The organism is Flavipsychrobacter sp. (assembly GCA_041392855.1).
In the GTDB taxonomy this organism is placed as follows: domain Bacteria; phylum Bacteroidota; class Bacteroidia; order Chitinophagales; family Chitinophagaceae; genus UBA5543.
In genome coordinates this window covers 80,432-106,220 of record JAWKLD010000001.1, presented here as the reverse complement: position 1 = coordinate 106,220, position 25,789 = coordinate 80,432, and the positions used below count along the sequence as shown (strand labels likewise).

At 37.6% G+C, this 25,789-nt stretch carries 27 protein-coding genes; 12 read left to right on the top strand and 15 right to left on the bottom strand.

Going from position 1 to position 25,789, the window contains the following annotated elements; genetic code table 11:
- The first annotated feature begins 34 nt into the window (after window positions 1–34).
- Both R2800_00480 and R2800_00475 read left to right on the top strand, forming a co-directional pair.
- Window positions 35–1,342 (top strand): AMP-binding protein, encoded by a 1,308-nt coding sequence (locus R2800_00480; protein MEZ5015500.1) that lies wholly within the window; start codon window positions 35–37, stop codon window positions 1,340–1,342.
- Window positions 1,343–1,344: 2 nt separating this feature from the next.
- Window positions 1,345–1,884 carry a DUF1697 domain-containing protein gene (locus tag R2800_00475; GenBank protein MEZ5015499.1) on the top strand — a complete coding sequence of 180 codons (540 nt, stop codon included), beginning with the start codon at window positions 1,345–1,347 and terminating at the stop codon, window positions 1,882–1,884.
- Here R2800_00475 and R2800_00470 read toward each other — a convergent pair.
- Both R2800_00470 and R2800_00465 read right to left on the bottom strand, forming a co-directional pair.
- Window positions 1,881–3,092, bottom strand: coding sequence for a hypothetical protein (locus R2800_00470; protein MEZ5015498.1), 1,212 nt, complete (start codon window positions 3,090–3,092; stop codon window positions 1,881–1,883). The genes R2800_00475 and R2800_00470 overlap by 4 nt on opposite strands.
- Window positions 3,089–3,733, bottom strand: coding sequence for an ATP-binding cassette domain-containing protein (locus tag R2800_00465; protein ID MEZ5015497.1), 645 nt, complete (start codon window positions 3,731–3,733; stop codon window positions 3,089–3,091). Before R2800_00465 ends, R2800_00470 begins: the two co-directional genes overlap by 4 nt.
- A gap of 104 nt (window positions 3,734–3,837) precedes the next feature.
- Here R2800_00465 and R2800_00460 point away from each other — a divergent pair, with 104 nt between their 5' ends.
- The gene (locus R2800_00460) at window positions 3,838–5,607 is read left to right on the top strand and encodes a long-chain fatty acid--CoA ligase (protein MEZ5015496.1); all 1,770 of its coding nucleotides are present in this window, start codon (window positions 3,838–3,840) and stop codon (window positions 5,605–5,607) included.
- On the opposite strand, the gene R2800_00455 is transcribed toward R2800_00460, so the two are convergent.
- Window positions 5,604–6,062 (bottom strand): hypothetical protein, encoded by a 459-nt coding sequence (locus tag R2800_00455; GenBank protein MEZ5015495.1) that lies wholly within the window; start codon window positions 6,060–6,062, stop codon window positions 5,604–5,606. The genes R2800_00460 and R2800_00455 overlap by 4 nt on opposite strands.
- A 27-nt stretch (window positions 6,063–6,089) precedes the next feature.
- Window positions 6,090–7,568: a proline--tRNA ligase gene (gene proS / locus R2800_00450; GenBank protein ID MEZ5015494.1), complete on the bottom strand. Its 1,479-nt coding sequence runs from the start codon at window positions 7,566–7,568 to the stop codon at window positions 6,090–6,092.
- 98 nt (window positions 7,569–7,666) lie between these two features.
- Between proS and R2800_00445 the strand changes: the two genes are divergently transcribed.
- Complete coding sequence (locus R2800_00445) at window positions 7,667–8,815, top strand: hypothetical protein (GenBank protein ID MEZ5015493.1); 1,149 nt, start codon at window positions 7,667–7,669, stop codon at window positions 8,813–8,815.
- Between the two features lie 150 nt (window positions 8,816–8,965).
- On the top strand, window positions 8,966–10,486 hold the full coding sequence (locus tag R2800_00440; GenBank protein ID MEZ5015492.1) for a hypothetical protein: 1,521 nt from the start codon (window positions 8,966–8,968) through the stop codon (window positions 10,484–10,486).
- Here R2800_00440 and R2800_00435 read toward each other — a convergent pair.
- Together R2800_00435 and R2800_00430 are read right to left on the bottom strand one after the other, a co-directional pair.
- Window positions 10,483–11,208 (bottom strand): hypothetical protein, encoded by a 726-nt coding sequence (locus R2800_00435; GenBank protein MEZ5015491.1) that lies wholly within the window; start codon window positions 11,206–11,208, stop codon window positions 10,483–10,485. The genes R2800_00440 and R2800_00435 overlap by 4 nt on opposite strands.
- A 56-nt stretch (window positions 11,209–11,264) precedes the next feature.
- Window positions 11,265–12,170 carry an AraC family transcriptional regulator gene (locus tag R2800_00430; protein MEZ5015490.1) on the bottom strand — a complete coding sequence of 302 codons (906 nt, stop codon included), beginning with the start codon at window positions 12,168–12,170 and terminating at the stop codon, window positions 11,265–11,267.
- A gap of 118 nt (window positions 12,171–12,288) precedes the next feature.
- On the opposite strand from R2800_00430, the gene R2800_00425 reads away from it, so the two are divergent.
- A complete protein-coding gene (locus tag R2800_00425; GenBank protein MEZ5015489.1) occupies window positions 12,289–14,172 on the top strand; it encodes a DNA topoisomerase IV subunit B in 1,884 nt (627 codons plus the stop codon).
- A 12-nt stretch (window positions 14,173–14,184) separates the two neighbouring features.
- Window positions 14,185–14,919, top strand: coding sequence for a subclass B1 metallo-beta-lactamase (gene bla, locus R2800_00420; protein MEZ5015488.1), 735 nt, complete (start codon window positions 14,185–14,187; stop codon window positions 14,917–14,919).
- Here bla and R2800_00415 read toward each other — a convergent pair whose 3' ends face one another.
- On the bottom strand, window positions 14,920–15,300 hold the full coding sequence (locus R2800_00415) for a hypothetical protein (GenBank protein MEZ5015487.1): 381 nt from the start codon (window positions 15,298–15,300) through the stop codon (window positions 14,920–14,922).
- A gap of 41 nt (window positions 15,301–15,341) precedes the next feature.
- Window positions 15,342–15,824 (bottom strand): RDD family protein, encoded by a 483-nt coding sequence (locus R2800_00410; GenBank protein ID MEZ5015486.1) that lies wholly within the window; start codon window positions 15,822–15,824, stop codon window positions 15,342–15,344.
- A 69-nt stretch (window positions 15,825–15,893) separates the two neighbouring features.
- Between R2800_00410 and R2800_00405 the strand changes: the two genes are divergently transcribed.
- Window positions 15,894–16,433: a hypothetical protein gene (locus tag R2800_00405; GenBank protein MEZ5015485.1), complete on the top strand. Its 540-nt coding sequence runs from the start codon at window positions 15,894–15,896 to the stop codon at window positions 16,431–16,433.
- A 35-nt stretch (window positions 16,434–16,468) separates the two neighbouring features.
- On the opposite strand, the gene R2800_00400 is transcribed toward R2800_00405, so the two are convergent.
- Both R2800_00400 and R2800_00395 read right to left on the bottom strand, forming a co-directional pair.
- The gene (locus R2800_00400) at window positions 16,469–16,654 is read right to left on the bottom strand and encodes a CsbD family protein (GenBank protein ID MEZ5015484.1); all 186 of its coding nucleotides are present in this window, start codon (window positions 16,652–16,654) and stop codon (window positions 16,469–16,471) included.
- Window positions 16,655–16,716: 62 nt separating this feature from the next.
- Window positions 16,717–17,229, bottom strand: coding sequence for a cupin domain-containing protein (locus R2800_00395; GenBank protein ID MEZ5015483.1), 513 nt, complete (start codon window positions 17,227–17,229; stop codon window positions 16,717–16,719).
- Between the two features lie 120 nt (window positions 17,230–17,349).
- On the opposite strand from R2800_00395, the gene R2800_00390 reads away from it, so the two are divergent.
- Both R2800_00390 and R2800_00385 read left to right on the top strand, forming a co-directional pair.
- Window positions 17,350–18,039: a hypothetical protein gene (locus tag R2800_00390; GenBank protein MEZ5015482.1), complete on the top strand. Its 690-nt coding sequence runs from the start codon at window positions 17,350–17,352 to the stop codon at window positions 18,037–18,039.
- Window positions 18,040–18,105: 66 nt separating this feature from the next.
- On the top strand, window positions 18,106–18,867 hold the full coding sequence (locus tag R2800_00385; protein ID MEZ5015481.1) for a TIGR00730 family Rossman fold protein: 762 nt from the start codon (window positions 18,106–18,108) through the stop codon (window positions 18,865–18,867).
- Between the two features lie 7 nt (window positions 18,868–18,874).
- Here R2800_00385 and R2800_00380 read toward each other — a convergent pair whose 3' ends face one another.
- Complete coding sequence (locus tag R2800_00380; GenBank protein MEZ5015480.1) at window positions 18,875–19,519, bottom strand: DUF47 family protein; 645 nt, start codon at window positions 19,517–19,519, stop codon at window positions 18,875–18,877.
- Window positions 19,520–19,658: 139 nt separating this feature from the next.
- Here R2800_00380 and R2800_00375 point away from each other — a divergent pair, with 139 nt between their 5' ends.
- Window positions 19,659–21,395 (top strand): M28 family peptidase, encoded by a 1,737-nt coding sequence (locus R2800_00375; GenBank protein ID MEZ5015479.1) that lies wholly within the window; start codon window positions 19,659–19,661, stop codon window positions 21,393–21,395.
- 12 nt (window positions 21,396–21,407) lie between these two features.
- On the opposite strand, the gene lipA is transcribed toward R2800_00375, so the two are convergent.
- Both lipA and R2800_00365 read right to left on the bottom strand, forming a co-directional pair.
- Window positions 21,408–22,343 (bottom strand): lipoyl synthase, encoded by a 936-nt coding sequence (gene lipA / locus R2800_00370; protein MEZ5015478.1) that lies wholly within the window; start codon window positions 22,341–22,343, stop codon window positions 21,408–21,410.
- Window positions 22,344–22,362: 19 nt separating this feature from the next.
- Window positions 22,363–23,214: a hypothetical protein gene (locus R2800_00365; protein MEZ5015477.1), complete on the bottom strand. Its 852-nt coding sequence runs from the start codon at window positions 23,212–23,214 to the stop codon at window positions 22,363–22,365.
- Window positions 23,215–23,293: 79 nt separating this feature from the next.
- Here R2800_00365 and R2800_00360 point away from each other — a divergent pair, with 79 nt between their 5' ends.
- The gene (locus R2800_00360) at window positions 23,294–23,701 is read left to right on the top strand and encodes an OsmC family protein (GenBank protein MEZ5015476.1); all 408 of its coding nucleotides are present in this window, start codon (window positions 23,294–23,296) and stop codon (window positions 23,699–23,701) included.
- Here R2800_00360 and R2800_00355 read toward each other — a convergent pair.
- On the bottom strand, window positions 23,696–24,961 hold the full coding sequence (locus tag R2800_00355; GenBank protein ID MEZ5015475.1) for a DUF2851 family protein: 1,266 nt from the start codon (window positions 24,959–24,961) through the stop codon (window positions 23,696–23,698). The genes R2800_00360 and R2800_00355 overlap by 6 nt on opposite strands.
- 26 nt (window positions 24,962–24,987) lie before the next feature.
- The gene (pyrF, locus tag R2800_00350; protein MEZ5015474.1) at window positions 24,988–25,788 is read right to left on the bottom strand and encodes an orotidine-5'-phosphate decarboxylase; all 801 of its coding nucleotides are present in this window, start codon (window positions 25,786–25,788) and stop codon (window positions 24,988–24,990) included.
- Between the last annotated feature and the right edge of the window lies 1 nt (window position 25,789).

Below are 25,789 nucleotides of genomic sequence, written 5' to 3'. Positions count from 1 at the left end.
AGCCTCTATTTTTGAGGCATTAAATAATAGAAATTTGGAATACAACCCACAATTAGCCTACAAAAGCCTACAAGAGCAAGAAGCGTTTCAATTTACAGAGCTGAAAAAGCTGCTGGAATATGTGCAAAAGAACTCTGCTTTTTATCAAAGGAAGTTTAAAGAGGATAACATTGACATTAAGAATATTCATTCTATAAAGGATATATCCTTCTTACCAACAACAACTAAGGAAGATATGCAGCTGCACAACTGGGAATTTCTTTGTGTGCAGAGCAACCAGATAAAAGAATATACTGCTACCTCAGGCACCTTAGGCAAACCTGTGACTATAGCGCTAACCGATAACGACCTCAAACGCCTTGCATATAATGAAGAGCAATCGTTCATGTGTGCCGATGGTAAGCCGGAAGACACCTATCAGCTAATGCTAACACTGGATAGGCAATTTATGGCAGGCATCGCTTATTATCAAGGCATAAGGAAACTTGGTGCTGCGATAGTAAGAACAGGACCAGGACTTCCAAACCTACAGTGGAATACTATTGACAGACTACAATCCAATAGTATTGTATCGGTACCATCATTTCTACTAAAACTCATAGAATATGCTCATGAGCACCAAATAGACTTATCTAATACACCTGTAAAAAAAGCAGTGTGTATTGGCGAAAGCTTGCGCCAAGCAGACTTTGAACTAAATCCATTAGGACAGAAAATACAAGAGGCATGGCCTATTCAACTATACGGCACTTATGCCTCTACTGAAATGCAGACGGCATTTACAGAATGTAGTGCGGGAATGGGAGGGCATCAGATACCTGACTTGATCATTCTGGAAGTATTAGACAATCATGACCAACCTGTAAAGCCCGGTAGCTATGGAGAAGTAACTATTACAACTCTTGGAGTAGAAGGCATGCCTCTAATAAGATATAGAACAGGAGACATTTGTGCTTATTATGACAGTAAATGTAGTTGTGGACGTACTACCAAAAGATTATCTCCGGTACTTGGGCGTAAACAGCAAATGATCAAATACAAGGGAACTACTCTTTATCCGCCTGCGGTTTTCGATATATTGAATAATATACCTTTCATTGATGATTATATTGTTGAGGTGTTTACCAATGAGCTAGGAACTGATGAGCTAAAACTGCATTTACATACCAAACTCCCTATCGATGATTGTGAAATAAAATTACGCCCCATATTACAATCGAAACTGCGTGTTGTTCCCCTACTTCATTTTCATTCTGGTAAAGACCTGCATCGTATGCAATTTCCTGAAGGAAGTAGAAAACAAGTAAAGTTCTTAGATAATCGTACAGATAAGCTGATATAACTATGGCTAAGTATATTGCATTTTTTAGAGCTATCAATGTAAGCGGCAGCCGCATCATAAAAATGGAACTCTTAAGGGAGACCATTAGCAGTATGGGATTTAAAAATATTGCTACCTACATCCAAAGTGGGAATCTCTATTTCGAGACCCGAACTAGCAAAAATGAGACACTAGCAAAAAAGATAGAAAAACATCTTTTAGAGCAACTCAATTTTGAAGTGGAAGTAATTGTACGATCTATGGAAGAGTTGAAAAAGACTGACCAACAAGACCCTTACCAACATATAGAAGTAGACAAAACAGTTGCAGTCTATACCAATTTCTTATCAGCTATGCCTGAAAAGGAACAAATAGAATTGCTCTACTCATACAACAACGATATAGAGGAGTGTAAAATAATTGGACAAGAGTTATACTACCTATGTTATAAAAATAAGGGGAAGACCAAAATGACCAACAAGCTAATAGAGAGCAAGCTAAAAGTATTTGCTACATCAAGAAACAGGAATACTGTTCGTAAGCTTATTTCTCTTTATGATTAAACATGCTTCTGCTTTATAGCCTTAGCCGTTGCTCTTAATACAAGCAATACAATAGTTACATAACTCAAAAACAACACCACCCAAACTGGCCAACTAGGGAATGTCGGTATCTCTAGTTTAAATCCTTTAAGCCAGTTAGCAACATGTTGTTGTGCTAATATGGCGAAAGCACCTGATGCTGCAAATACGGGCACTAAAATGAACACTATACGTTTTAAAACAAACAATTGTAAAAAACGCGGACTATACCCTAGTACAATAAGCAAGTTTAGCGAGTCTGATATACCCTTCATCCTCAACGTTACGAATAGGCGATAAACAAATATTGCTACTACTAATAATAACAATGCTATTACACCAGTAGTATACCCTACTACTTCTATTATCCCTCTTAGTTTATTCCATCTTAGCAATTCAGAATTGGTCACATAATTTCTATTCTTCAGAAAATCTACAAACTGTTGATCAGAGGGGTCTTTTACTTTTAATATCAAACGAGAAGGACGAGTTACAACATCTGGAGCAAAAGCATCATTACCATAATCTAAAAAGGTCTTGGGTACTAATATAGAATTCACCCTATCTGAAAAACCTACAATATTCATTGTAAATAACTCTGTACGAGCACTATCCCCTATTTTCAAATCGAAGGCTAAAGACATTGCTGTCTTTTTAGATATTTGTGGCACACCATCACTTAGTGCAAAACCATAGTTATATAACTCTAAAAAGCTAGAAGGCACAATAACAGGCACATTAATATTACGATATTGCCATACCCAATCAATAGGTTTTTCATCTATAAACTCATCTGGTATCGACTCTAAAAAAGCCGATCGAGAAAAACCATAAGATGGGCTATTTAGCGTTATAGAAACAGGAAATTTACTAGCAGTTAACATCCCCAAATGCAACACCTGAGGCAAGCTGTTTATAGCATCAATTTCAGTATAAGTAAATGTAGTTGCACGAGGTTGATTTTTGCTTTGAGGCGTTACTTCTTTACTTAAGGTTATAAAAGTACTCCCTAAGCTATCTTCACTATACTTATCTGCAAGTATTTGTTGATACCCCCACCAAACCATTACAGTAAAAAGCAACAATGTTGTACTTAGCCACAAAGCACCTAGTGCTAACCACAGCTTCCCTCCTGCTCTTTTTTCAAGCAACAGTCGCTTTAATAATCGTAACTGTTTCTTGCTGCTCAAAGTAAAAGTTTTCTTGTGTACTTAAAATCATCATTATCATCATGGCTTGCCATCAGCAACCCTGCACCTGAAAAATCGACTACCTGCTTGATCAAAGCAATTGCTTTTCTCCTATTAAACGCATCTAAAAAAGTAAAAGGTTCATCTAATATCAACCAGTCGAAAGGTTGAGATAATGCTCTTACAATAGCAACTCTTTGTTGTTCTCCAAAAGACAGGTGAGCTACTGGCGTATTTAACCTATCTTCAAGACCTAGACGACCTAGCCATTGTTCCGTATCAAACTCTGTAACCGTATCAGTCAAGCGTCTTTTTATATCTACATTCTCCCAGACTGTTAAAGAAGGAAATAATTTTAGATCTTGAAATACAATGCTTACAGTAGAGGCACGTAGCTGAGAAAGTTGTTCAGCATTAACTATATCCATTCTGAATACACCCCAGTTTATTTTACCTATATAGTCGTTCCTTAGACCATAAAGCATATGCACAAGCATAGTTTTACCCGCACCAGAAGGTGCTTGTATCAATACCTTTTCTCCTTTATTTATGGCCAGTTTCTGATTCCATACCCAAGAATCATAAGCACCAACTTTATCTTTTATAGGAGAGGGGATAATACGTTCTAAACTTAAGCGCATTTCTCTTTATATGATTTTCCTCTATTGTAACGGACATAAAAGTAAGCAATGACGTCCTCAAAAAATACAAGAAAATGACATTTAAAAACGTTATATTTAAACATATGGAACGCCTTTTTGACATAGTATCAGCTAGAGCTAAAAACAACCCAGAAGAAACCCTTCTGGCAGCTAAAGAAAACGGAACATGGCGCAAGTATTCATGCAAGGAAGTAATGGATACTGCTAATGCTTTGACTGGTGGTATTATATCACTAGGCATTGCTAATAGCGACCTCACGCCTGAACATCAGGAAAAGATAGCTATTATTGCTCCTAACAGACCCGAATGGATCATTACTGATATTGCTGTACAACAAACAGGAGCCGTACTTACACCTCTATATCCTACCATCAGTACGGCAGATATGGAATACATACTTACAGAAGCAGATGTACATATTGTTTTTATAGCTAACGAAGAGCTATATGAGCGTTTTAAACCAGCGTTTGATAATACAGCTTCAGTAAAGCATGTTTATTCTTTTGATAAAGTAGCAGGAGTACCCAATTGGCAAGAATTAATAGACAAAGGTGCTTCTCCAGACGATACTGTCATTAACAAAATCAAGAAAGACACATTAGCCACCATTATATACACCTCGGGTACAACTGGTAACCCTAAAGGTGTAATGCTTACTCATGATAACATTGTAAGCAATGTAAGAGACTGTGTGCCTATTTTCACCTTTGTAGAACGAGGCAAACCTGCACTCAGCTTTCTGCCACTCAATCATATTTTTGAGCGTATGGTCTCTTATATATTTATGCGTGTGGGTGTACCTATCTACTACGCAGAAAGTATGGATACCATTGGAGACAACCTAAAAGAGGTTAAACCATTTGTATTTACAACAGTACCTCGCCTACTAGAAAAAGTATATGAGAAAATAGTAGCCAAGGGTATGGAATTAAAAGGCATTAAACGAGCTCTTTTCTTTTGGGCATTATCACTAGGCGACAAATACGACAATGTAAATACAGGCTCTTGGTGGTACCGTTTTCAATTAAAAATTGCCAACAAACTTATTTTCAGTAAATGGCGAGAGGCATTAGGCAACAATGTAAAAGCTATTGTATCGGGCTCAGCAGCTTGTCAGCCAAGACTTATACGTGTATTTACAGCAGCAGGCATTATTATAAAGGAAGGGTATGGACTAACAGAAACTTCTCCTGTTATCTCCGTTAATACATATGAATCAGAAGGCAGACGAATAGGCACAGTAGGGAGGGTGATCAACAATGTATCAGTTAAACTGGCGGAAGACGGTGAAATATTGTGTAAAGGTCCTAATGTTATGTTAGGCTATTACAAACAACCGGAATTAACTAAAGACGTGTTTACAGCCGATGGCTATTTAAAAACAGGAGACATAGGCGAATGGGTGGAAGGTAGTTTTTTAAAGATCACCGATAGGAAGAAGGAAATTTTTAAAACCTCAGGAGGAAAATATGTAGCACCACAAGTAGTGGAAAATAAAATGAAAGAAAGTCCTTTCATTGAGCAAATGATTGTAATAGGAGCTAACAGAAAATTTGTTACTGCGCTAATCGTTCCTTCATTTATCAATATCAATAAATGGTTAACGGATCATGGTCAAAAAGCTGCTTCCAATAACAACGACCTTGTAAATAACGCTACTGTTATAGAACTCATTCAAAAACAAATAGATAAATACAACGCTACGTTAGGTCATGTAGAACAAGTGAAGAAGTTCACCCTACTACCAAACGAATGGACGGTAGACGGTGGTGAACTTACCCCAACTATTAAAATCAAACGTAAGCAAATACAAGAAAAGTATGCAGCACAGATAGAAGCACTATACAATTAGCCCATAGCAGCTCCAATACCTATTGCAGCTCCAAATAATGCAAATGCGCCATAGATACACAATACCACTATTGTGATAATACCCATATAGCGTAGCATACCTTTTAAGTATCTGAAAGACTCTGTAAGAGCTACCCCATCATTAAAGTTAACTGCAGTTTTCATTTTTGTAGAAAACTTCAACAACGCATATATAGGGTAAAAATAGATGCCAGCAAAAATAATATACATAACCCCTATACCAGAACTAGGAAAAGGAGATGCTCCCAAACCATCCATTGCAGCCGATAGTACAAGTGCCATTACAAAACCAGCCAATATCATAAAACCTAAACCTATAAAGCCAACCACTGAAAGAAACTTGCCCCATTTTGCAGCTTCTCTTAGGTCTAGTTTTATAAACTCGGTAATTTCAAGCTTCGGTTCTTCTTGCTGATTGAATTCTGTTGATTCCATTTAGTAATAGTTTTTATAGATTAAGAATTAATAGGCTAAAGCAAACAAGACTCGTTGTGTAGAAGGCTTTCCTGTTAAGATACATTTACCTTCTTCCTTTTCATTATCAAGAGGAATACAACGTATTGTTGCCTTAGTTTTTGCTTTTATTTCGTCTTCTGTTTCTGAAGTACCATCCCAATGTGCTGACACAAAACCTCCTTTATTTTCTAGGGTGTTTACAAACTCATCCCAAGTGTCCACTTTCGTAGTTTTCTCTTCACGGAATGCTAAAGCACGATTATATAAATTAGCTTGAATTTCATCAAGAAGGGCAACTATGTTATCTGTTAAACCTTCTAAAGCTACGCTATTCTTCTCTTTAGTATCTCTTCTTGCTACTTCAACAATATCATTCTCCAGGTCTCTGGCACCAATAGCAATTCTTACAGGCACACCTTTTAGCTCATGCTCTGCAAACTTCCACCCTGGCCTACGGGTTTCATCATCATCATACTTCACACGTATGCCTTTTGCTAAAAGTTCTTTCTTTATCTCGTTGGCCTTATCATTTACTTTTTGTTGCGCTTCTGGGTCTTTACCCATTATTGGCACGATAACAACGTGTATAGGCGCAATTTTTGGAGGTATTACCAAACCTTGGTCATCGCTATGTGCCATTACCAAAGCACCTATCAATCTTGTAGATACCCCCCATGAAGTAGCCCATACATACTCCATGTTATTATCCTTATCGGCAAACTTTACATCAAATGCTTTAGCAAAGTTTTGTCCTAGAAAGTGTGACGTACCTGCTTGTAGCGCCTTACCATCTTGCATCATAGCCTCTATGCAATATGTATCTTCCGCACCTGCAAAACGTTCATTAGCCGTTTTTACGCCTTTTACTACAGGCAATGCCATATATTCTTCTACAAACGTTGCATAGACATCAAGCATTCTCTCTGTCTCTTCTATAGCCTCCTGCTTGGTAGCATGTGCCGTATGTCCTTCTTGCCATAGAAACTCCGCCGTACGTAAGAATAAGCGAGTACGCATCTCCCAACGCACCACGTTGGCCCATTGGTTCACAAGTATTGGCAAGTCTCTATAGGACTGTACCCAGTTTTTATAGGTATTCCAAATAATAGTTTCTGAAGTAGGACGAACGATCAGTTCTTCTTCCAACTTAGCATCTGGATCTACTATGACACCATTTCCATTAGGATCATTCTTTAATCTATAGTGTGTCACTACAGCACACTCCTTTGCAAAGCCCTCTACATGGTCTGCCTCTTTGCTTAAGAAGCTCTTAGGTATGAATAAAGGGAAGTAAGCATTCTGGTGACCCGTCTCTTTAAACATTTTGTCTAACTGGTCACGCATATTCTCCCATAGCGCAAAACCGTATGGTCTTATTACCATACAGCCTCTTACTGCTGAATATTCTGCTAATCCTCCTTTTAGTATAAGGTCATTATACCACTGTGAGTAATCCTGTTTACGAGATGTTAAATTATCGCTCATAACTTATCTGGCATGCTTTTGGTTGTCCTATATTATTGGCTGATTGTGGCAAATGTAGTAATTTACACTAAGTACTTAAACAGTAAAATTGAGTTAATATGATACGTACACTTACATTAGGATTGATGATGATGGCATTGGCGCATGTAGATACGTTTGCTCAGAAGGGCTCTAAAACATATGACGACATCTATTATACTGCTGAAGATGCAGAGAAAGATGCTGTAGAGCAACAAAAAGAACAAGAGAAACAAGAGGCCATAAGAAGAGAAAGAGCTGAAAGAAGAGCCAGAGAGACCAATACCTACAATAGTTCTGGTCAAGACATGGACTATTCGGGCAATTATAACGACGACGAATATATCGACTATGACGACGATGATTACTACTACTCTAGTCGCATACGTCGTTTTAACAACTCTTTCTATGGTGCAGGATACTGGAATAGCTGGTATGCTCCTTACTGGAACAATCCTTACTACAACAACTGGGGTTGGGGTATGAGCTGGGGCAACGGTTTTGGCGTAGGTTTTGGAACAGGACCTTATTGGTCACCTGCATGGGGTTACTCTTGCTGGGGTGGATACCCGGGCTTCTATAATACATGGGCTAACCCATATTGGGGCGGCGGATATTGGGGTGGTGGCTACGGAGGCTACTATAATGGTTTCTGGGATGGCTATTATGCCAATGGGTTCAATAACAACGTAGCAAGAAGAGCTTATACTTATGGACCAAGAACCAGCATTAATAGAGGCAATACAGGACTAAGACGTAGTAATACTAATGGGGGACTTAAAAGAACTGCACCTAGCAGTAACAACCCTAGAAATGGTACATTAAGAAATTCTTACCCTAGTAACGGCGGTAGACGCTCCTCAACAATTAATGAAGGGAATAACGGTGTAAGGTATAATAGTGGCGCTGGTAATAATAACGGCACAAGAACTAGAAGTAGCTACCCAAGCAGAACAAGAGGTAGTGCTACACAACCTAGCGGTGGCACAAGAATGAACCAAGGAGGTTCTGGAAATTCTTCACCAGCTAGACGTAGCAATACTTATAATAGACAACCTGTACAACAACGCAGCTCTACACCTACATACCAACAGCGTTCTAATGCTCCGTCCAGGTCTTATCAACAATCGTCTCCTTCAAGAAGTTCTTCTCCTAGCAGAAGCTACTCTTCTCCTAGTGGTGGCGGAAGCAGAAGCTATGGTGGTGGAGGCGGAGGAAGACGCAGATAGTATATCAAGCAAGCGCTTTAGCATATTTGAGGGTTACTATTTGTTAAATAGTAACCCTTTTTTTTAACAGCGAAAACAGCATCATTTTTAGGATATTTGAGGTATCGCCAACCTGACTTTTTCTTATAATTATTTAATTAAATCAAGGTTATGAATAATCGCATTTATGTATTTTTTGCAGCACTAGTTCTTATTAGCAGTATTGGCTATTACGCAGCAGCACAAGACGAGACAGATGCATTACGTTTTTCAAGCCTTACCCCTCAGGGTACTGCACGTTCTATTGGTTTTGGTGGTGCAGTTGGCGCTATAGGTGGCGACTTTTCTTCACTTAGTGTCAACCCCGCAGGAATTGGAGTGTACAGAACTTCTGAAATAACTCTTACTCCTTCATTAAAGTTTAATAGCGCTTCTAGCGACTATCTTTCCAGAACTACTAAAGACGATAACTCTAGATTTACTATAAATAACCTTGGAGCAATATTTACCAATGCAGCAAAAGGTAGAAGATATAAAAATAGTGACTGGAAAAGTGTCTCTTTTGGTATAGGGTTTAATAGAGTCGCTGACTTTAATAGAAACTATTCTTATGAGGGAGTGAACCGAACTAGCTCTGGTACTTTTTCATTTGAGTCGGATGCCAATCTTTATAAAGATGATATCAATAACTTAAATACGCTAGCAGGATTAGGTTATAATGCTTTTTTACTGGACACATCTAGTATCCCAGGCATGCTTTATGAGTCTGTCGTTCCTTTTGGTTCAGGTGTTAATCAAAGAAGAAGTGTAAGAGAAAGAGGAGGTATAACAGAAATTGCTATTAGCCTTGGTGGCAACTATAAGGAAAAGCTCTTAGTGGGTGCTACATTAGGAATCCCTTCTTTAACTTATAAGAGAGACATTACATTTACAGAAACTGACATTTCGGGTAATAACAATAACAACTTTGATAATTTCACTTATAACGAAAACCTTACCACTTCAGGTACGGGTATTAATTTAAAGTTGGGTGTTATCTATAAGATCACAGAATATCTACGTGCTGGTGCGGCTTTCCACACCCCTACTTATTACAATAGGCTTACTGATGTACAAAATAGATACGTAACGTCTAACACAGAAAACTACAAACAATCTCAAGGTTATTTTGATGGACCAAATGAGCGTGTAGATGCTCCTACCTATGAATATGAATATGGTATGATCACTCCTTGGCGTGGTGTCATCAGTGCGGCAGCATTGATTAACAAACGAGGCTTTATTACCGCAGAATATGAGTATGTCAACTATCGTTCTGCAAGAGTATTATTTGACAATGCTAATAAGTCGTTACAAAATGATGTAAGAGATAGCATACGTGCTAAATATACAGGAGCTTCTAATTTCCGTATAGGTGCTGAAGGTCGTTTCGATATGCTATTTGTAAGACTTGGCTTGGGTTACTATGGCAGTCCATTCCAAAAGTCGTATGCTAATGCTGAACGTATCGATGTATCAGGTGGTATTGGATTCCGTTTTGATAATTGGTTTGCCGACCTTGGCTATGTACGTAGTATGTATAGCAGACAAGAAATGCCATACTCTACAGGATATACCAACATAACCGCACCAATTGCTGAAGTAGGTAGCACATTAAACAACGTTGCACTTACCATCGGCTTGAAATTCTAGTTCGTCGCAGCTTTTTCTTTTAACGCCTGCATTGATTTTCTAATGGAAAAGATGTGCATAAATACAGCTGTTGGCATAAATGCGCCAGCTATGAATACATAAGGCAATCTAGGAAAATCTAGAGACAAAGGAATTGTATCAAAACCCCACATTTCCGGCTTAACAATTAAGCTAATGAAGATGAGTACTATGTTGGCTAATATTAGCAAGCCTATCACATTCCACAAAATTACAATTTTATGGGATAGCCATTTTCTTTGATACGCTAAGTACCCAACTATTGGCGCACTAAGCCCCACAAGCACATCCATATTCCTACCTTCAAAGGTTACTATCTCAGGCACTAAGCCTTCCTTGTATATCCACCATATGAGTAGCTCAACTATTATCCGAAAAGACTGATAGTAAACAGTTAATGCTATAGGAAATGAAATAATAATTTTCGCAAACTTCTTAATAGAGAAAAAAGTGCCAATAATTATAAACGCAGGCAATATAATGAACAGTACAAATTTGGGAGGCAAACTGAAATCAGCTAGAAAATCTGACCCTGCCATCAGAGAAACATAACCTACCCACAAGGCTATAAAAAGCCAATAACCTTTTAGCAGTTTACTTTTTTCTACGTTGTTATATCCTGCTATAACAGCCGCCCTGTTAAATCCCCAACCTATAATGGCTAAAATAACTGCTAGTAATATATAATGACTTAGTTGTAACATACCATTGTTTTATACAAAACTATTAGCCTTCTATTGAGTTTTGTTGACAATTATTGCTATTTCTGAACCAACTTCCTATAGCTGCTTGGCCAGTATCCGTAATGCTCTTTAAACCCTCTGCTAAAACTGCTTATATCCTCATAACCAATTGAACTGGAAATATGAGCTACAGGCAAATTAGTCCCTTTCAATAACTGTTGTGCCTTATCCAACCTTATTGATTTTATATACTGATATGGTGTTGTTCTGTATACTTCTTTAAACAATCGTAAAAAATGATATTTAGACAAGCAGGAAACCTTAGCAAGTTTATCTAACGAGATTGGGATAGCATAATAAGTGTGTATATAATCGGTTGCTAATGTCAGCCTTAATAATACTTCCTCTTTGGTAGACCTTTTAGCAACAGATAAGTCGCTAACTCCTTTTCTCCACCCCAACTGCTGACTATAAAGATGTGTAAGTAAATCAGCTAACAACTCTTCTGTGAGCATATCATTGAGCTCACCCCTAGCTTGATAGTTTTGTAAGGCAGCGACTGTTTTTCTAAAAAACTCATCCTTCCAGTACAATCTATTATAAAAGTTGGTCTCTTTCGCATCCTTTAAAGGGTTATCTAAGAGAACCTCATCTTTTAATAAGACCGTTGGTAGAAGACTTCTCAACATATGGGTAGAGAAATGAATATTAAAAGTTTCTACATTTCTACTTTCATTGATGTCAATACCATAGCATTGTTCTTCATTACTGATGTAGAATGTATCCTCGTTTACTTTTACAGTATTATTGCCAGCGCAGTAATAACCTTCTCCTTTGATACTGCTGAAAAGAGACAAAGTACCTTTTATATCCATCCGATACTCTTGACGAGTAGTGGCATTAATGATCACATTAGGCCATTTCATATCAGAAGCAATAAGCTCTCGCAGTAAATTGATCTCGCAAAAATCTGTTCGATACATATCAACAATAAAAATACTAATCCCTTGCTGTATATGGCATTTTTATATGCAAAATGTGAATAACTGCTCCTCAGTCATCGGGAATATTTGTTTTCTTTGTAGTAAGGAAGAGATACATATGGCAACACAGAATCAGTATACAGAAGATAGTATTAAATCACTTGACTGGAGAGAACATATCCGTTTACGTCCGGGTATGTACATAGGAAAACTGGGTGATGGTACAAGTGTAGATGATGGTATATATATACTACTAAAAGAGGTAGTGGATAACTGTATTGATGAGTATACAATGGGGCATGGCAAGCGTGTCGAAATCAGTATCAACCAAGGTACGGTTACTGTAAGAGATTATGGTAGAGGTATACCTTTGGGAAAAGTTGTAGATGTAGTAAGTAAGATAAATACTGGTGCTAAATATGATAGTAAGGCCTTCCAGAAATCAGTAGGGCTTAACGGTGTAGGTACTAAGGCGGTGAATGCATTGAGTGGTCATTTCAAGGTAGCTGCTTTTCGTGATGGACAGATGAAAGAAGCTGAATTTGAGAAAGGAGTACTAGTACAAGACCCTAAGCCTAAAAAGACAGATGAACCAGATGGTACTCTGGTAATTTTCACGCCAGACGACACCGTATTTAAAAACTATCGCTTTCAAAGTGAATACATTGAAAACCAGATATGGAACTACTGTTATCTAAATGCTGGTTTACAAATCAAGTTCAACAACAGAGTATATGTTTCTAAGAATGGTCTTTTAGACCTACTGGAGAAGAAGACAAATACAGAGACCAATCGCTACCCTATTATTCACCTAAAGGGTGAAGATATAGAAGTTGCCATTACTCATACCAACGACTATGGTGAGGACATTTCTTCCTTTGTTAATGGCCAGCATACAACACAAGGTGGTACACACCAAGCTGCCTTTAGAGAAGCTTATGTAAAAGTTATACGCGACTTCTATAACAAAAGCTACGACGCGACGGATATAAGACAAAGTATTAGTGCTGCAATATCAGTAAGAGTACAAGAGCCTGTTTTTGAATCGCAAACAAAAACAAAATTAGGTTCACAATACGTTTATGAAGGCGGCCCTTCTATGAAAGTATTTGTGTTAGATTTTTTATCTAAAGAGTTGGATAACTTTTTGCACAAAAACTCAGCTACTGCCGAAGCGCTAAAGAAAAGGATAGAACAAAGTGAGCGAGAAAGGAAAGAACTTTCAGGCATAAGAAAACTGGCCAACGAAAGAGCTAAGAAAGCCAACTTACATAATAAAAAACTACGCGACTGTCGCATACATTATAATGACGACCCGCCTAGCAAGAACAAAGAAGAGTTTATACAAAAACAAAACGAAAGCACCATCTTCATTACGGAGGGGGACTCTGCAAGCGGTTCTATAACTAAAAGCAGAGATGTGCAAACGCAAGCCGTATTTAGCTTGAGAGGTAAACCACTGAATAGTTTTGGGCTTACTAAGAAAGTGGTCTATGAAAATGAAGAATTCAATCTTTTACAACACGCACTTAATATTGAAGAAGGACTAGACGGACTACGTTATAATAATATTGTTATAGCTACCGATGCCGATGTGGACGGTATGCATATTCGTCTATTGATCATGACATTCTTTTTACAGTTTTTCCCTGATCTAGTAAAAGGTGGGCATGTTTATATTTTACAAACACCTCTTTTCCGTGTCAGGAATAAGAAAGAGACCATATATTGCTACTCTGACGAAGAGCGTATAGAAGCCATTGAAAAGCTGGGCAACAAACCCGAGATAACACGATTTAAAGGTCTTGGTGAGATCAGCCCTGATGAGTTTGCTCAATTTATTGGAGAAGACATGAGGAAAGACCCAGTATTACTTGGTCAGGAAATGAAGATACAAGAGCTGCTGAAATACTACATGGGCAAAAACACGCCTGAACGTCAAAAGGACATTATTGAAAACTTAAGGGTAGAAAAAGATCTAGTAGAAGATATGGGTGTATAATAACTGTATGATATGAAACAAATACTAGCATTATTATTAGCTATTATTTCCTTTTCATCAAAGGCTCAAAACTATTCTATAAAAATAACTCCTATTGACAGCAACATACTTTTATATACTTCTTACGGAGATGTAGGTACATATAAAAATATTGATGCCAATGCGGTAATAGTTGTTTCAGGAGAAGATGCGATACTGTTTGATACTCCTTGGGATGATTATCAAACAGAGGAACTAATTACTTACATAGAAGACCGTTTGCACAAGCATATAAAGTTATGCATCATTACACATGCACATGTAGATAGAATTGGGGGTATTGAAACAATACACAAACATAATATTCCTACCTATTGCTATCAACTTACTGCAATAGAGGCGCCTAAACACAAACACCCTATACCTAAATATTCTTTCTATAATAACGACACCAGTTTTGTTTGTGGTTCTATAAAAGTAGTTGCCTACTACCCAGGGGCCGGACATACAATAGATAATATTATCCTCTACATACCATCTAAGAAGTTTTTGTATGGAGGGTGTTTTATAAAAAGTGGGCTTAGTAAATCTATTGGAAACACTGCTGATGCAGACATAAAAGCCTGGTCTAATAGTGTATTGAATGCAAAACGACACTTTAAACTACATGGTGATGAAATGATAATACCTGGTCATGGAAGTTGGGAATCTAAGACTGCAATTGAAAACACATTATCTCTAATAAAAGCATACAACTTAAATCACTAACTAATCTAGCTCATCATACACCATCTCCTCACCTAGTTGTATACGGTTGACATGTCTTACTTGTCTTTTGATATCTAGTATGCTGAACTGATCTACATAAGACACTACTAGTTCTTCCCCTATATACCTTGCCCTCATTTCGCTTACAGACAAGCCTCTTTGCTGACCTCTATTAATATAGTAATGACCTCTATCACCTTCTAATCGGATACCAATATCAAAATTACCATTATCGTAGATTCCTGTCACTTTCCCTTCAACAGTTTTTGTTGTACCAATTAGAGATCTTCCGTTAGATATAGCAGTCATGCCAATGCTAATAATTGCTAACATAAATAAGCTACCTATGGTAATAAATATTACACCAAAAGTCTTTTTCATAGTTACTTTTCTATAATAACTATAAAAGTTACATTTTAGTATTACTCTACTCTATTTTTGAAAGAATTTTGCGAGACAACTAGGGTATTAGCCAACATATCATGTAATGCTTGCTTACGTGCTGTAAACCCAGCCATTATAAAGCCGATAAGAAGTATTATGGCTGATAGTATTTTGCCAAAAAATCTTCCTGTTGCCCTACCAAAACCGATTCTTTTGCCATACTCATCAGTCACTTTTATATCTAAGAGCTGTTTACCAAATGTAGCTTGCTTACTACTTGACTCTTGTATCGCAAAATATAGCCACCTAATAACAATTGAAACTAAAGATGACGTAATTGTATTATTACCAAAAAAGTTGCCATCTATAAGATATTTAAGCACTAATACAGGAATAAACAAAATAAGACCGTCTATAAAAACAGCAAAGAAGCGTGCCCAAAAACCAGCAAATTGAACAAAGTATGCGGGGTTACCTTCTTGCTCAAAAGAATTTGTTACGGGTTCATATGGTTTTTCCATTTTTATTTTTTCATAAAAATAATTGAACTATTCAATTTGCAAAAGCTGTTTTTAATTTATATTCGACACATGGACACAACAACATTAAATATTGGATCTCGTGTAGAGCACCCAAACTTTGGCAAGGGGGTTATAGTAGATGTTTCTAGCGAGTTATATATTATTTGGTTCAAATCTCAGAACGGAACAAAAAGCATTGGCAAGGACTTTGACCTGAAGATCATTGAAGCGGCAGAAGGAAGTGTAAGCGGTGGTGGACTAACAATTACTGATATAGAACAAGCTTTAGACAATATACTAGAGCGACGCCTACATGAAATGCAAATAGTACCTATGGCCAATAAATGGAATAGCGGCACTATGATACTACAACCTAAAGACGAAAGCTTACAAGCTAAAGAAGTACCAATAGAAACCTTCTTTCATAAAATAGTAATGGTAAGGGATCGACTACGTTTAATAGAACAAAAGATCAACTCCAATAAAAACCTGACAGACGAAGAGAAAGTGGATATACAACAATATGTTACTGCAGTATATGGTTCACTTACTACTTTCAATGTTTTATTTAAAGAACAACATCACCAATTCAAAGGTAGTAGTAAATAAAAAAGAGCCTCTTAAGAGGCTCTTTTTTATTTTGGTTATAGTGCATTCAACCAATCTATTATTTCTACTCTAGTTTTTCCTAGTTTTTGTTGTAATCTACCAATTAGTTCTTCTTCTTGCCCTTCTTGGTATTGCAAATCATCATCAGTTAGTGATGCGTGTGCTTGTTTTATTTTTCCTTTCAATTCATTCCAGTTTCCTTTTAATTCAAGCTTATCCATTCTTTTATTATTTGGTTCACTGTCATTAAACGAATAAAACTCTTTCCTTCCAAATTTAAACCCTAGTCTTTTGTTAATTCATTTATTATTGATGTATACTGCGGATATTTACTGGCTAAGACATCTTTCTTCGCTAGTTCAAAATCTCCAAAATCAAAACCAGGAGCTACAGTGCAGCCACTCAATGTAAAGCTACCCTCCTCTTCTACTCTTGACCCAAACCAGCTACCTGCTTCAATGACTACTTGTAGTTGCTCTCCATTAGCTATATTCTTACCTAATAGATGTTTTACTAATTCTCCCGTTTTTTTTATTTCATAAATGCATAATGTGCCACCATCATAGTGATGCCATATCTCATCAGAGGCTATTCTATGAAATGCTGAAAACTCCCCGTACTCCAACAAAAAATAGATACTTGTTGCTGCAGCTCTATCCCCTTTATGCTCTTTGGTCAATACCTCTTGTGGTAGTTTCATAGCTGAGCGATATATTTCTTTAAAAGCCCCACCTTCCACGTGTTCCGTTAAATCTAATTGCTCTTTCCAATAACTTGCTGTATGAGTGTTTATCATAAAACAAAGCTAGCTCATTATCTCATAACTTAACAGCCTAGCCCCTTTACAAGAAAACGACCTTTTTATTTCCTTAACAGTTACCATAAGGTTTTGTTAATCCACCCAAACTTTATTGGCATGGCATACTTGTTGATTTGTATAGGATATACAACAAAGACTGAAGCTATGACTAAAAAACTAACCATATTATCCTTAGGACTGGCCACTATATTATTTTCTTCTTGTATCAAAAACGAGTATTACGAAACTACTCCCGATACACAACCGATAGCATATAACTATGTATTCGATGATAATTTTGATTTTGATGCCAATAATTGGTCTTTTAGCGACCCTCGAAATGCAGCTTATGTAGATGTATACAAAGGGCTACTCAAATATTCTTACTTGCCTAGTAATGATGGGACTAATACAGTTGCTATAAGTACAGGAGCTGCCGTAAATAGAGACTTCTTGATCCAGACAAGCATAAAAACCGATTATGCAATGGGCATTGCCTTTGGGGTATCTAATAATGATTTTGGATATTCACTATTCATTGACGACGAAGGCTACTTTGCTCTATTTAAAGAAGGTAACGCTAATACTAATGTACAAACCATTATCGATTGGCAACAAAATGCCGCTATTGTGAGAGGAGGATGGAATGACGTAGAATTTGAACAAGTGGGTAATTACTGGTTAGGATTTGTGAATGGCACAAAAATATTTGAAATACCAGCACAATACTTAAGTGGAGATAGAATAGGCTACATTGTACTAGCAGGCACCACCGGATATGCTGATTACTTAACGGTACAATGGTAATAGAACAATATTGACTTTTTGTTTACAATGAGCTGCTTATCTTAGTAGCTCATTCTTTATTTATACATGATGAGCAACGTGCCGAATAATCAGAAGAAGATATCAAAAGAAGAAGCATATTTCCTAGAAGGACCACACTCCCGCTGGAAGGAGTTTAAATTCATAATAAAGGTAGTACGAGAGTTTATTAGAGGCTATAGAAAGCTACACTTCATAGGTCCTTGTGTAACTGTATTCGGTTCAGCTCGTTTTGATGAAAATCATCCTCATTATATAAAAGCAAGAGAAATTGGAGCAGCTATAAGCAAGCTAGGGTTTACTGTTATCACCGGTGGTGGACCAGGTATTATGGAAGCAGCAAATAGAGGAGCCAAAGATGTTGGCGGTAAATCAGTAGGTTGTAATATCATTCTGCCTCATGAACAGGCACCTAACCCCCACCTTGACCATTGGGTAGACATGGACCTATTCTTTGTTAGAAAAACACTACTTACAAAATACTCTTATGCCTTTGTTGTAATGCCAGGTGGGTATGGTACATTAGATGAGCTATTTGAATCCCTAACATTAATACAAACAGGTAAAATTGAAAAATTCCCAGTGGTATTGATGGGCAAAGAGTACCACCATGTACTTTATGAGCATATACAACTCATGATCAAAGAAAAAACAATTAGCCCAAAAGATATTGACCTATTCTTATTTACAGATTCTGTAGAAGAGGCAATAGCCCATATAGAGAAGCATGCAATAGAGGGCTTTGGATTAACCAAAAGGAAGAAGTACAAACCAATATCAATGTATGGTGAAAAGTCTTATCTAGACTAAGGTAAGGCTAACCGTACTTAACAATAATACCTTCTATTACACTTATTGCCTTTCTACAATTACCAACTGTAGTCTGTAGCAATTCGTAATAGTCCATTTGCTGAATAAGTGCTTTGGGATATTCGGCGCCATGATTAACCACGTTAGCAATACTAGCTTCAAGAAGCCTGTCAGAGCTACTACTTAATGCTCTCATTTCTTCACAAGAATCAACAAGTGATTTTAAGGAAGACTGGTTTCTTAACCCCTTAATAGTAGTATCTAACAATAAAAAGAACTCAACCAAATTTTCAGCTACTTGTGTCGAAGTGTTATGTTCTCCTTTAAGATCATATCTATTATACAATCTTGATATTCCCCAAATATCATGAGCTATTTCATCTAATGTAGATGCTAGGTAGTGTATATCTTCTCTATCGAAAGGAGTAATATAGTTACCTCCTAATTCTATAAGTAGTTTATGGGCTAGCTTATCGCTACTCTCTTCAAGCTTCCCCATTGCATCTATTACAACCTTACGGTCTTCTGCTTTTGGGGCACTAGTTACCTGTACAAACAGGCGACTCATCTCTATCAAATTTGCAGTAGCACTTTCAAAAAGAATATAGAACTTAGTTCCTCCTGGCTTAAACAACTTGTTCAGTACACCCATAAGTCTTTTACCTTTCTACAAATTTACCCTAGTTTGTCAGTTTTAAATAGAAATTTTAGAAGTTAACTTAAAGGTAACCTTACACCTGCATGTGAAAAATATTTAATATTTTTAATCTTATGCCAAAAGCTTTTATAATATGAATAAGGTATTACCTCTCTTTATAGCGCTGTTCTTAGCTACTGGTGCTACTCTGGCTCAAACAAATATGCTAAGTACTAACTCTATAGCAGAACAAATACTGCTAGGCAATTATAATCCAGCCTCTTACAAGGCCTCTACAGTTATAAATCACCCCACAGCTTTAAGTACTGGCATAAACAATGATGTTTCTCCAGACTCTTTAAAGAGTTTATTATTAGAACTCAATCAACTAGGCAATAGAAACACAGGATCTGACACCCTATCTAGTAGTAAAGGAATAGGTGCTGCACGTACTTGGGTTCACAATAGATTTCAACAATACGGACAAAGAAACGAACAACGACTTATTGCTTCCTATTTACAGTTTGATGCTGGCATTTGTAATATAAACCGCCATAAAAATATATTTGCTGTACTACCGGGCATGGATACTAGTGATAAGTCTATTATCATTATAGAAGGCCATATTGATAGCAGATGTGAAGGTGTTTGCGACACTGCCTGCATAGCCTTAGGTATGGAAGATAATGCTACAGGAACAGCATTGGTTATGGAGCTGGCGCGTGTCATGAGTAAATACAGCTTCAATCATACAATAGTTTTCTTAGTGACCATTGGAGAAGAACAAGGGCTATACGGCGCCAAAGCGTTTGCTGACTACTGCACACAAAAGGGGATACCAATAAAAGCTGTACTAAACAACGATGTTGTTGGTGGTATAATTTGTGGACAAACAGCTTCTCCTCCCGGCTGTATGGGTGCAGGCACTATCGACAGTACTAATGTTCGGCTTTTCTCCAGCGGTTTGTTCAACTCACCTCATAAAGGACTTGCTCGTTATATGAAGCTGGAATACAAGGAGATGATACAACCAATAACGCCAGTTCCTATGAGCATCAATATACTAACCCCAGAAGATCGTACAGGACGTGGTGGCGACCATATACCGTTTAGACAAAATGGTTTTACTGCCATAAGACTTTGTGCAGCTAACGAGCATGGGGATGCGAATGTAACCAGTAGCTCTTATGACGACAGACAGCATACCAGTACCGATATATTAGGCCTAGATACAGACAACGACCTTGTTATAGATAGCTTTTTTGTAAACTTCAACTATTTAGCAAGAAACGCAATTATCAATGGCAATGCAGCTGCCATGTTAGCAATTTGCCCTAGAACACCTAAGTTTAACATCAGTCCTCCTTTTGGCAGCACAAATATTGGCATATATATAACCACAGAACAACAGTATGGGGTTTATCGTGTAGGAGTAAGAACCACCACACATGACTGGGACTCTGTCTATATTTTTACAGGAACCTATGCTACTATTCCTTTACCTTCTAAATCCAACTATATAGTAAGTGTTGCTTCCGTTGATGGCAATGGAGTAGAGAGTTTGTTTTCAGAAGAGCAATATGCAAGTGTCAACGTAGCATATCACAAAGAGCAACAACCTATAGTTGAATTGCTACAAAACCACCCTAACCCTTTTGATGGAGAAACGGTAATATCTGTAGCAGCAAACACAGATATTAAATACCAGTCGGCATATATATCAATACTAGACCTAAATGGCAAGGAGGTGAAAAGACTCAACATAAGTCTAAACAAAGGAGTAAACGAAGCTGTTTACAACCATGGTTACCTTACCACAGGCATGTATCTATATACTTTGGTAATAGATGGAGAAAAAATAGACACTAAGCGTATGATATTTGCTAACTAAGCAGACCTGCTATTATGAGCTCATAGCTTTTTCAGCTTCCCATGCTTGTCTTCCTTCACCACTTATCACATGCTTTTCACTGTGATAAGAAGAACGCACTAGTGGACCGCTTTCTACATAGTCTAACCCCATTTTATAACCTTCATCTCTATAAAATGCAAATTCATCTGGATGAACAAAACGTATTACTGGCAAGTGTTTCTGTGTAGGTTGTAGATACTGACCTAGTGTTACTACATCGCAGCCATTATCTTTCAAGTCTTGTAATGTTTGCAATACCTCTTCTTTCTCTTCACCTATACCTAGCATTATACCACTCTTTGTACGCATTCCACCATCCTTTAATCTACGGATAACTTCTAGACTACGACGATACTTTGCTTGTATACGCACTTTACGAGTCATGCGTTCTACTGTTTCTACATTATGAGATACCACTTCAGGAGCTACCTCTATTATTCGTTGTAGGTTTTCCCATTGCCCTTTGAAATCAGGGATCAATGTTTCTAATGTAGTATCAGGATTTAAAGCTCGTACAGCTTTAACAGTATTTTCCCATATGATAGAACCACCATCTTTTAGTTCATCTCTATCTACTGAGGTGATAACAGCATGTTTCACCTTCATAAGATGTATGGCCTCTGCTACTCTTTGAGGCTCATCCCAATCCACAGGTTCTGGTCTGCCCGTAGCTACCGCACAAAAACCACATGAACGTGTACAGATATTGCCTAATATCATAAAGGTAGCTGTACCAGCCCCCCAACACTCACCCATATTAGGGCAGTTTCCGCTCTCACAAATAGTGTGCAGTTTATGGTTATCTACCAAACCGCGCACATGTTTATAACCTTCACCCGTCGGTAGCTTAACACGTAACCAATTGGGCTTTTTAACTCTTGTATCTTGAGTAGTATCTATCTGATTAATTACTGGCAACTCTCGCATAATCTTACAAAATTACAAATCATGGCCAACGTTTCCCAAACTGTAGGGCAACGTACATATTTACAAAATATGGCACTTCTTTCTGATTTGCCATCAAAGGTATGGAACTCGTGTATATTTCCGCATTTATACCTGTTTCAATTGCTAATTTCATCTTTCTTGTACCAGCAAAATCAAAGTGCAACGCAGTTTTAGCATGCGCACCAGGTACTATTTTGGTCTCCCCTATTCCTTTTGAGAAACCTGCAGACCCTATAATATTAGGTCTACTTAAAAACACTTCTTTGGTAGACTCCTCATATTTTATCGCTTCTTGTGTAAAAACACCTGTTTGGTCTTTATCCACATAAGCTTCTATATAATAAGGCTTTAAAAAACCTACGGTTATACCACCAAGATACACCCAATGTATAGCTACAGCACCTAAAACAGGCTTGCCTGCCAACATTTTGCGTTTACCATAGCCTAATTTTAAATTGTAAAAATTATTGAGCTTCCCGAATATAAATGGCTTGGCCGCTTCTGAAGTGAATGTACCTAGGTTATTAGTCCTCTTTATTTCTTTGACATGCTTATGCTCTCCTAGTTCTACTTGAAAAACATTCACATCATAAAAAAGATCTCTTTTCCTACCTGCACCTTTTACCCACCCTTTATCTGCAAATACAGACCAACCATCTGTATTCAATCTTATACCGACGCTCAACTCTGTTCTTATCGGCTTGATCTTCTTTTTAGCAAGAAGCGAGTTTTGGGTGTTAGTATTATTGACAGTAGTAATAGTTTGTGCATTACTGTTAAACGCACCTATTGTACAGACTGTTAAAACAGCTAAAAACAACCCACCAACCTTGCCATGAAATATATTCATATAAATCCGTAACGTTTATAAAGCGCCTGTATTTCGTTTATATTGTCAATATCTAGTAAATTTAAGACAAATATTGCAGATGACATCCAAAGTTGATTATACAGGCGAATTACGTACTACAGCCATCCATTTACGCTCCAATACTACAATAGAAACAGATGCCCCAATTGATAATAATGGTAAGGGCGAGCGCTTCTCTCCTACCGACCTCGTAGCCACAGCATTGGCCTCTTGTATGTGCACCATGATGGGTATTGCTGCTCGCCATCATGACATGAATGTAGATGGCATTAGCTGCGATGTTGAAAAAATAATGGCTGCCAACCCAAGAAGGATCAGTGAAATAAAGGTAGCACTACATATGCCTAAAGATCAACAGTATACAGATAAACAGAAAAAAATATTGGAGCATACAGCTATGACCTGCCCTGTACTGGAGAGCCTGCATCCCGACTGTAAGAAAACTGTCCAGTTCAACTGGTCATGATTTAATAATACTTAAGCCTATCGCACATTCAATACATCTTTTGGGCTTACAGTAGCCATTATATAATTGGATTTGCGCTTGAGACTGTGCAGCATTTGCAGCCAGCCATTTATGTTGCTGCCATATATCCAAAATATGATTTTGTTCTACAGGCAAGCTGTCTATAAGTGTGAGTGCTTTTTCCTGATCATCAGTAGTACCCATCTCAGAAGCGTATAAGAACTTTATAGGAGCTACAGTATTAATAATGATATTCAATATTGAGCTACTCCCTAATTTTTTCTTTCGTTTAACGGCACTTTCTTCACCAAAGCGATAATGCGTATCCCAATATTCACTTGCAGTAGATTCAAACAAAGACATTATCTGTTTTACCTCTTCCTTCTCAATTACTTTTGAGAAAAGAGGAATGGATTGATGTATGAGTACTGCAAACTGAGCAATACGGACGGTAGGAAAGTTGGCTGGCCTCATTCTCATAAACACCCATGAATAAGCTCGCAAAGGAGTAAGTTTATACTTTTTCTGTAAAAAACTATATTCTTGATACAGTGCTTTGGCATAATCATCTTCTGATTCCTCATTGATCAAACCAGACTGTCCAAATAATAAAGCCTCGATTTGTTTCAGGTTATCGCCATGCTTAGCCAGTATATTTATTGGTATTGATTGTGCTAACGCCAAAAAAGGTTCCGCGTTTACCTTAAACCCAAAATTAGCAGCCAAACGCCAGTACAATAAACTTCGCCAGTCTCCTGCAGATTGTTGCAGCAACTCTTCCCAAGTCTTTAGTTTCTCTTCCCATCGCTCTGCAAGTAACCTAGTCAGCCATGCTTCTTTAGTAATATCCTTTACTTGGGGCAATTGGCTTGAGCACGGCAGCTTTGTGTTGGCCTGTATTAAGGAATGATATTGCTCTAATACTAGCTTGGGAATGAAAGGGGCAATACATAATACTGGGATATTAGGTGTAGCATCTTTAGCATCATCATGATACACTACATGAAGTATTACATTGCTATACGCCTCATCTTTATCGTGATTATGCTTTTTCCAGTCGCTACTGTTTATATGCATTTCTATATGCCCTACAAGTACAGTTTTTCCAACCTTGACCTTAGCTTCTAAAAAATCAGGGCCGGCATTAGTATTGTACAGACCATTAGATAAAACAGTAACCTGCTCTCCACCTTCTGTAACGAGTGCTGTAGGTGTATATAGAGAGTAACGCCATACGGCGTGTAAAAAAGATTCTTTCATGTAGGTGTTTATTTCCTACGGTCAAGTTACAAATATGCTGCCATTTGTTGTTGGTAATCTGCCGCCGCTATTCCTGCTTTTTCTGCAAAGTCCCTTTCTCCACTTACATAGATAACTCCACGAGATACATTTATCAATATCCCAGCATCATCATTCATGGCATTTTCGCATACATTGGCTACGGTACCCCCTTGTGCACCTACACCCGGCACCAAAAAGAAGTGATTAGGCAGTAATGACCGTACATGTTGTAACTGGTCCTCTCTGGTAGCTCCTATTACGAACATAGTATTTTCGTCGCTCCCCCAAGAAGCTACAGTTTTAAGTACTTTCTCATATAACTGTTCATCGCCAGACTGTTGCAATTGAAAATCAGCACTACCCTTGTTGGAAGTAAGTCCCAATACTATTGCCCATTTACCCTCAAACTTCATGAAAGGCTGTACACTATCTTCTCCCATATATGGAGCTACTGTAACACTATCGAACGGATATGTTTCAAAAAAGGTTTTAGCATACTGTTCAGCAGTATTACCTATATCTCCACGTTTTGCATCAGCAATAGTAAATATATTGTCAGGTATGTAGTCTAGCGTCTTAGCCATGCTCTCCCATCCTTTAATACCTTGCGCTTCGTAGAATGCAGTATTTATTTTATAGGCTACAGTATACTCCTTCGTTGCATCAATTATTGCCTTATTAAAGGCGAACACGGGATCATCTTCCTCTAATAAATGTTTAGGTATTTTATTCAAGTCTGTATCCAAACCAACACAGAGTACTGATTTTTTCTCTTTGATTGCTTTAACTAGGGATGCACGATTCATA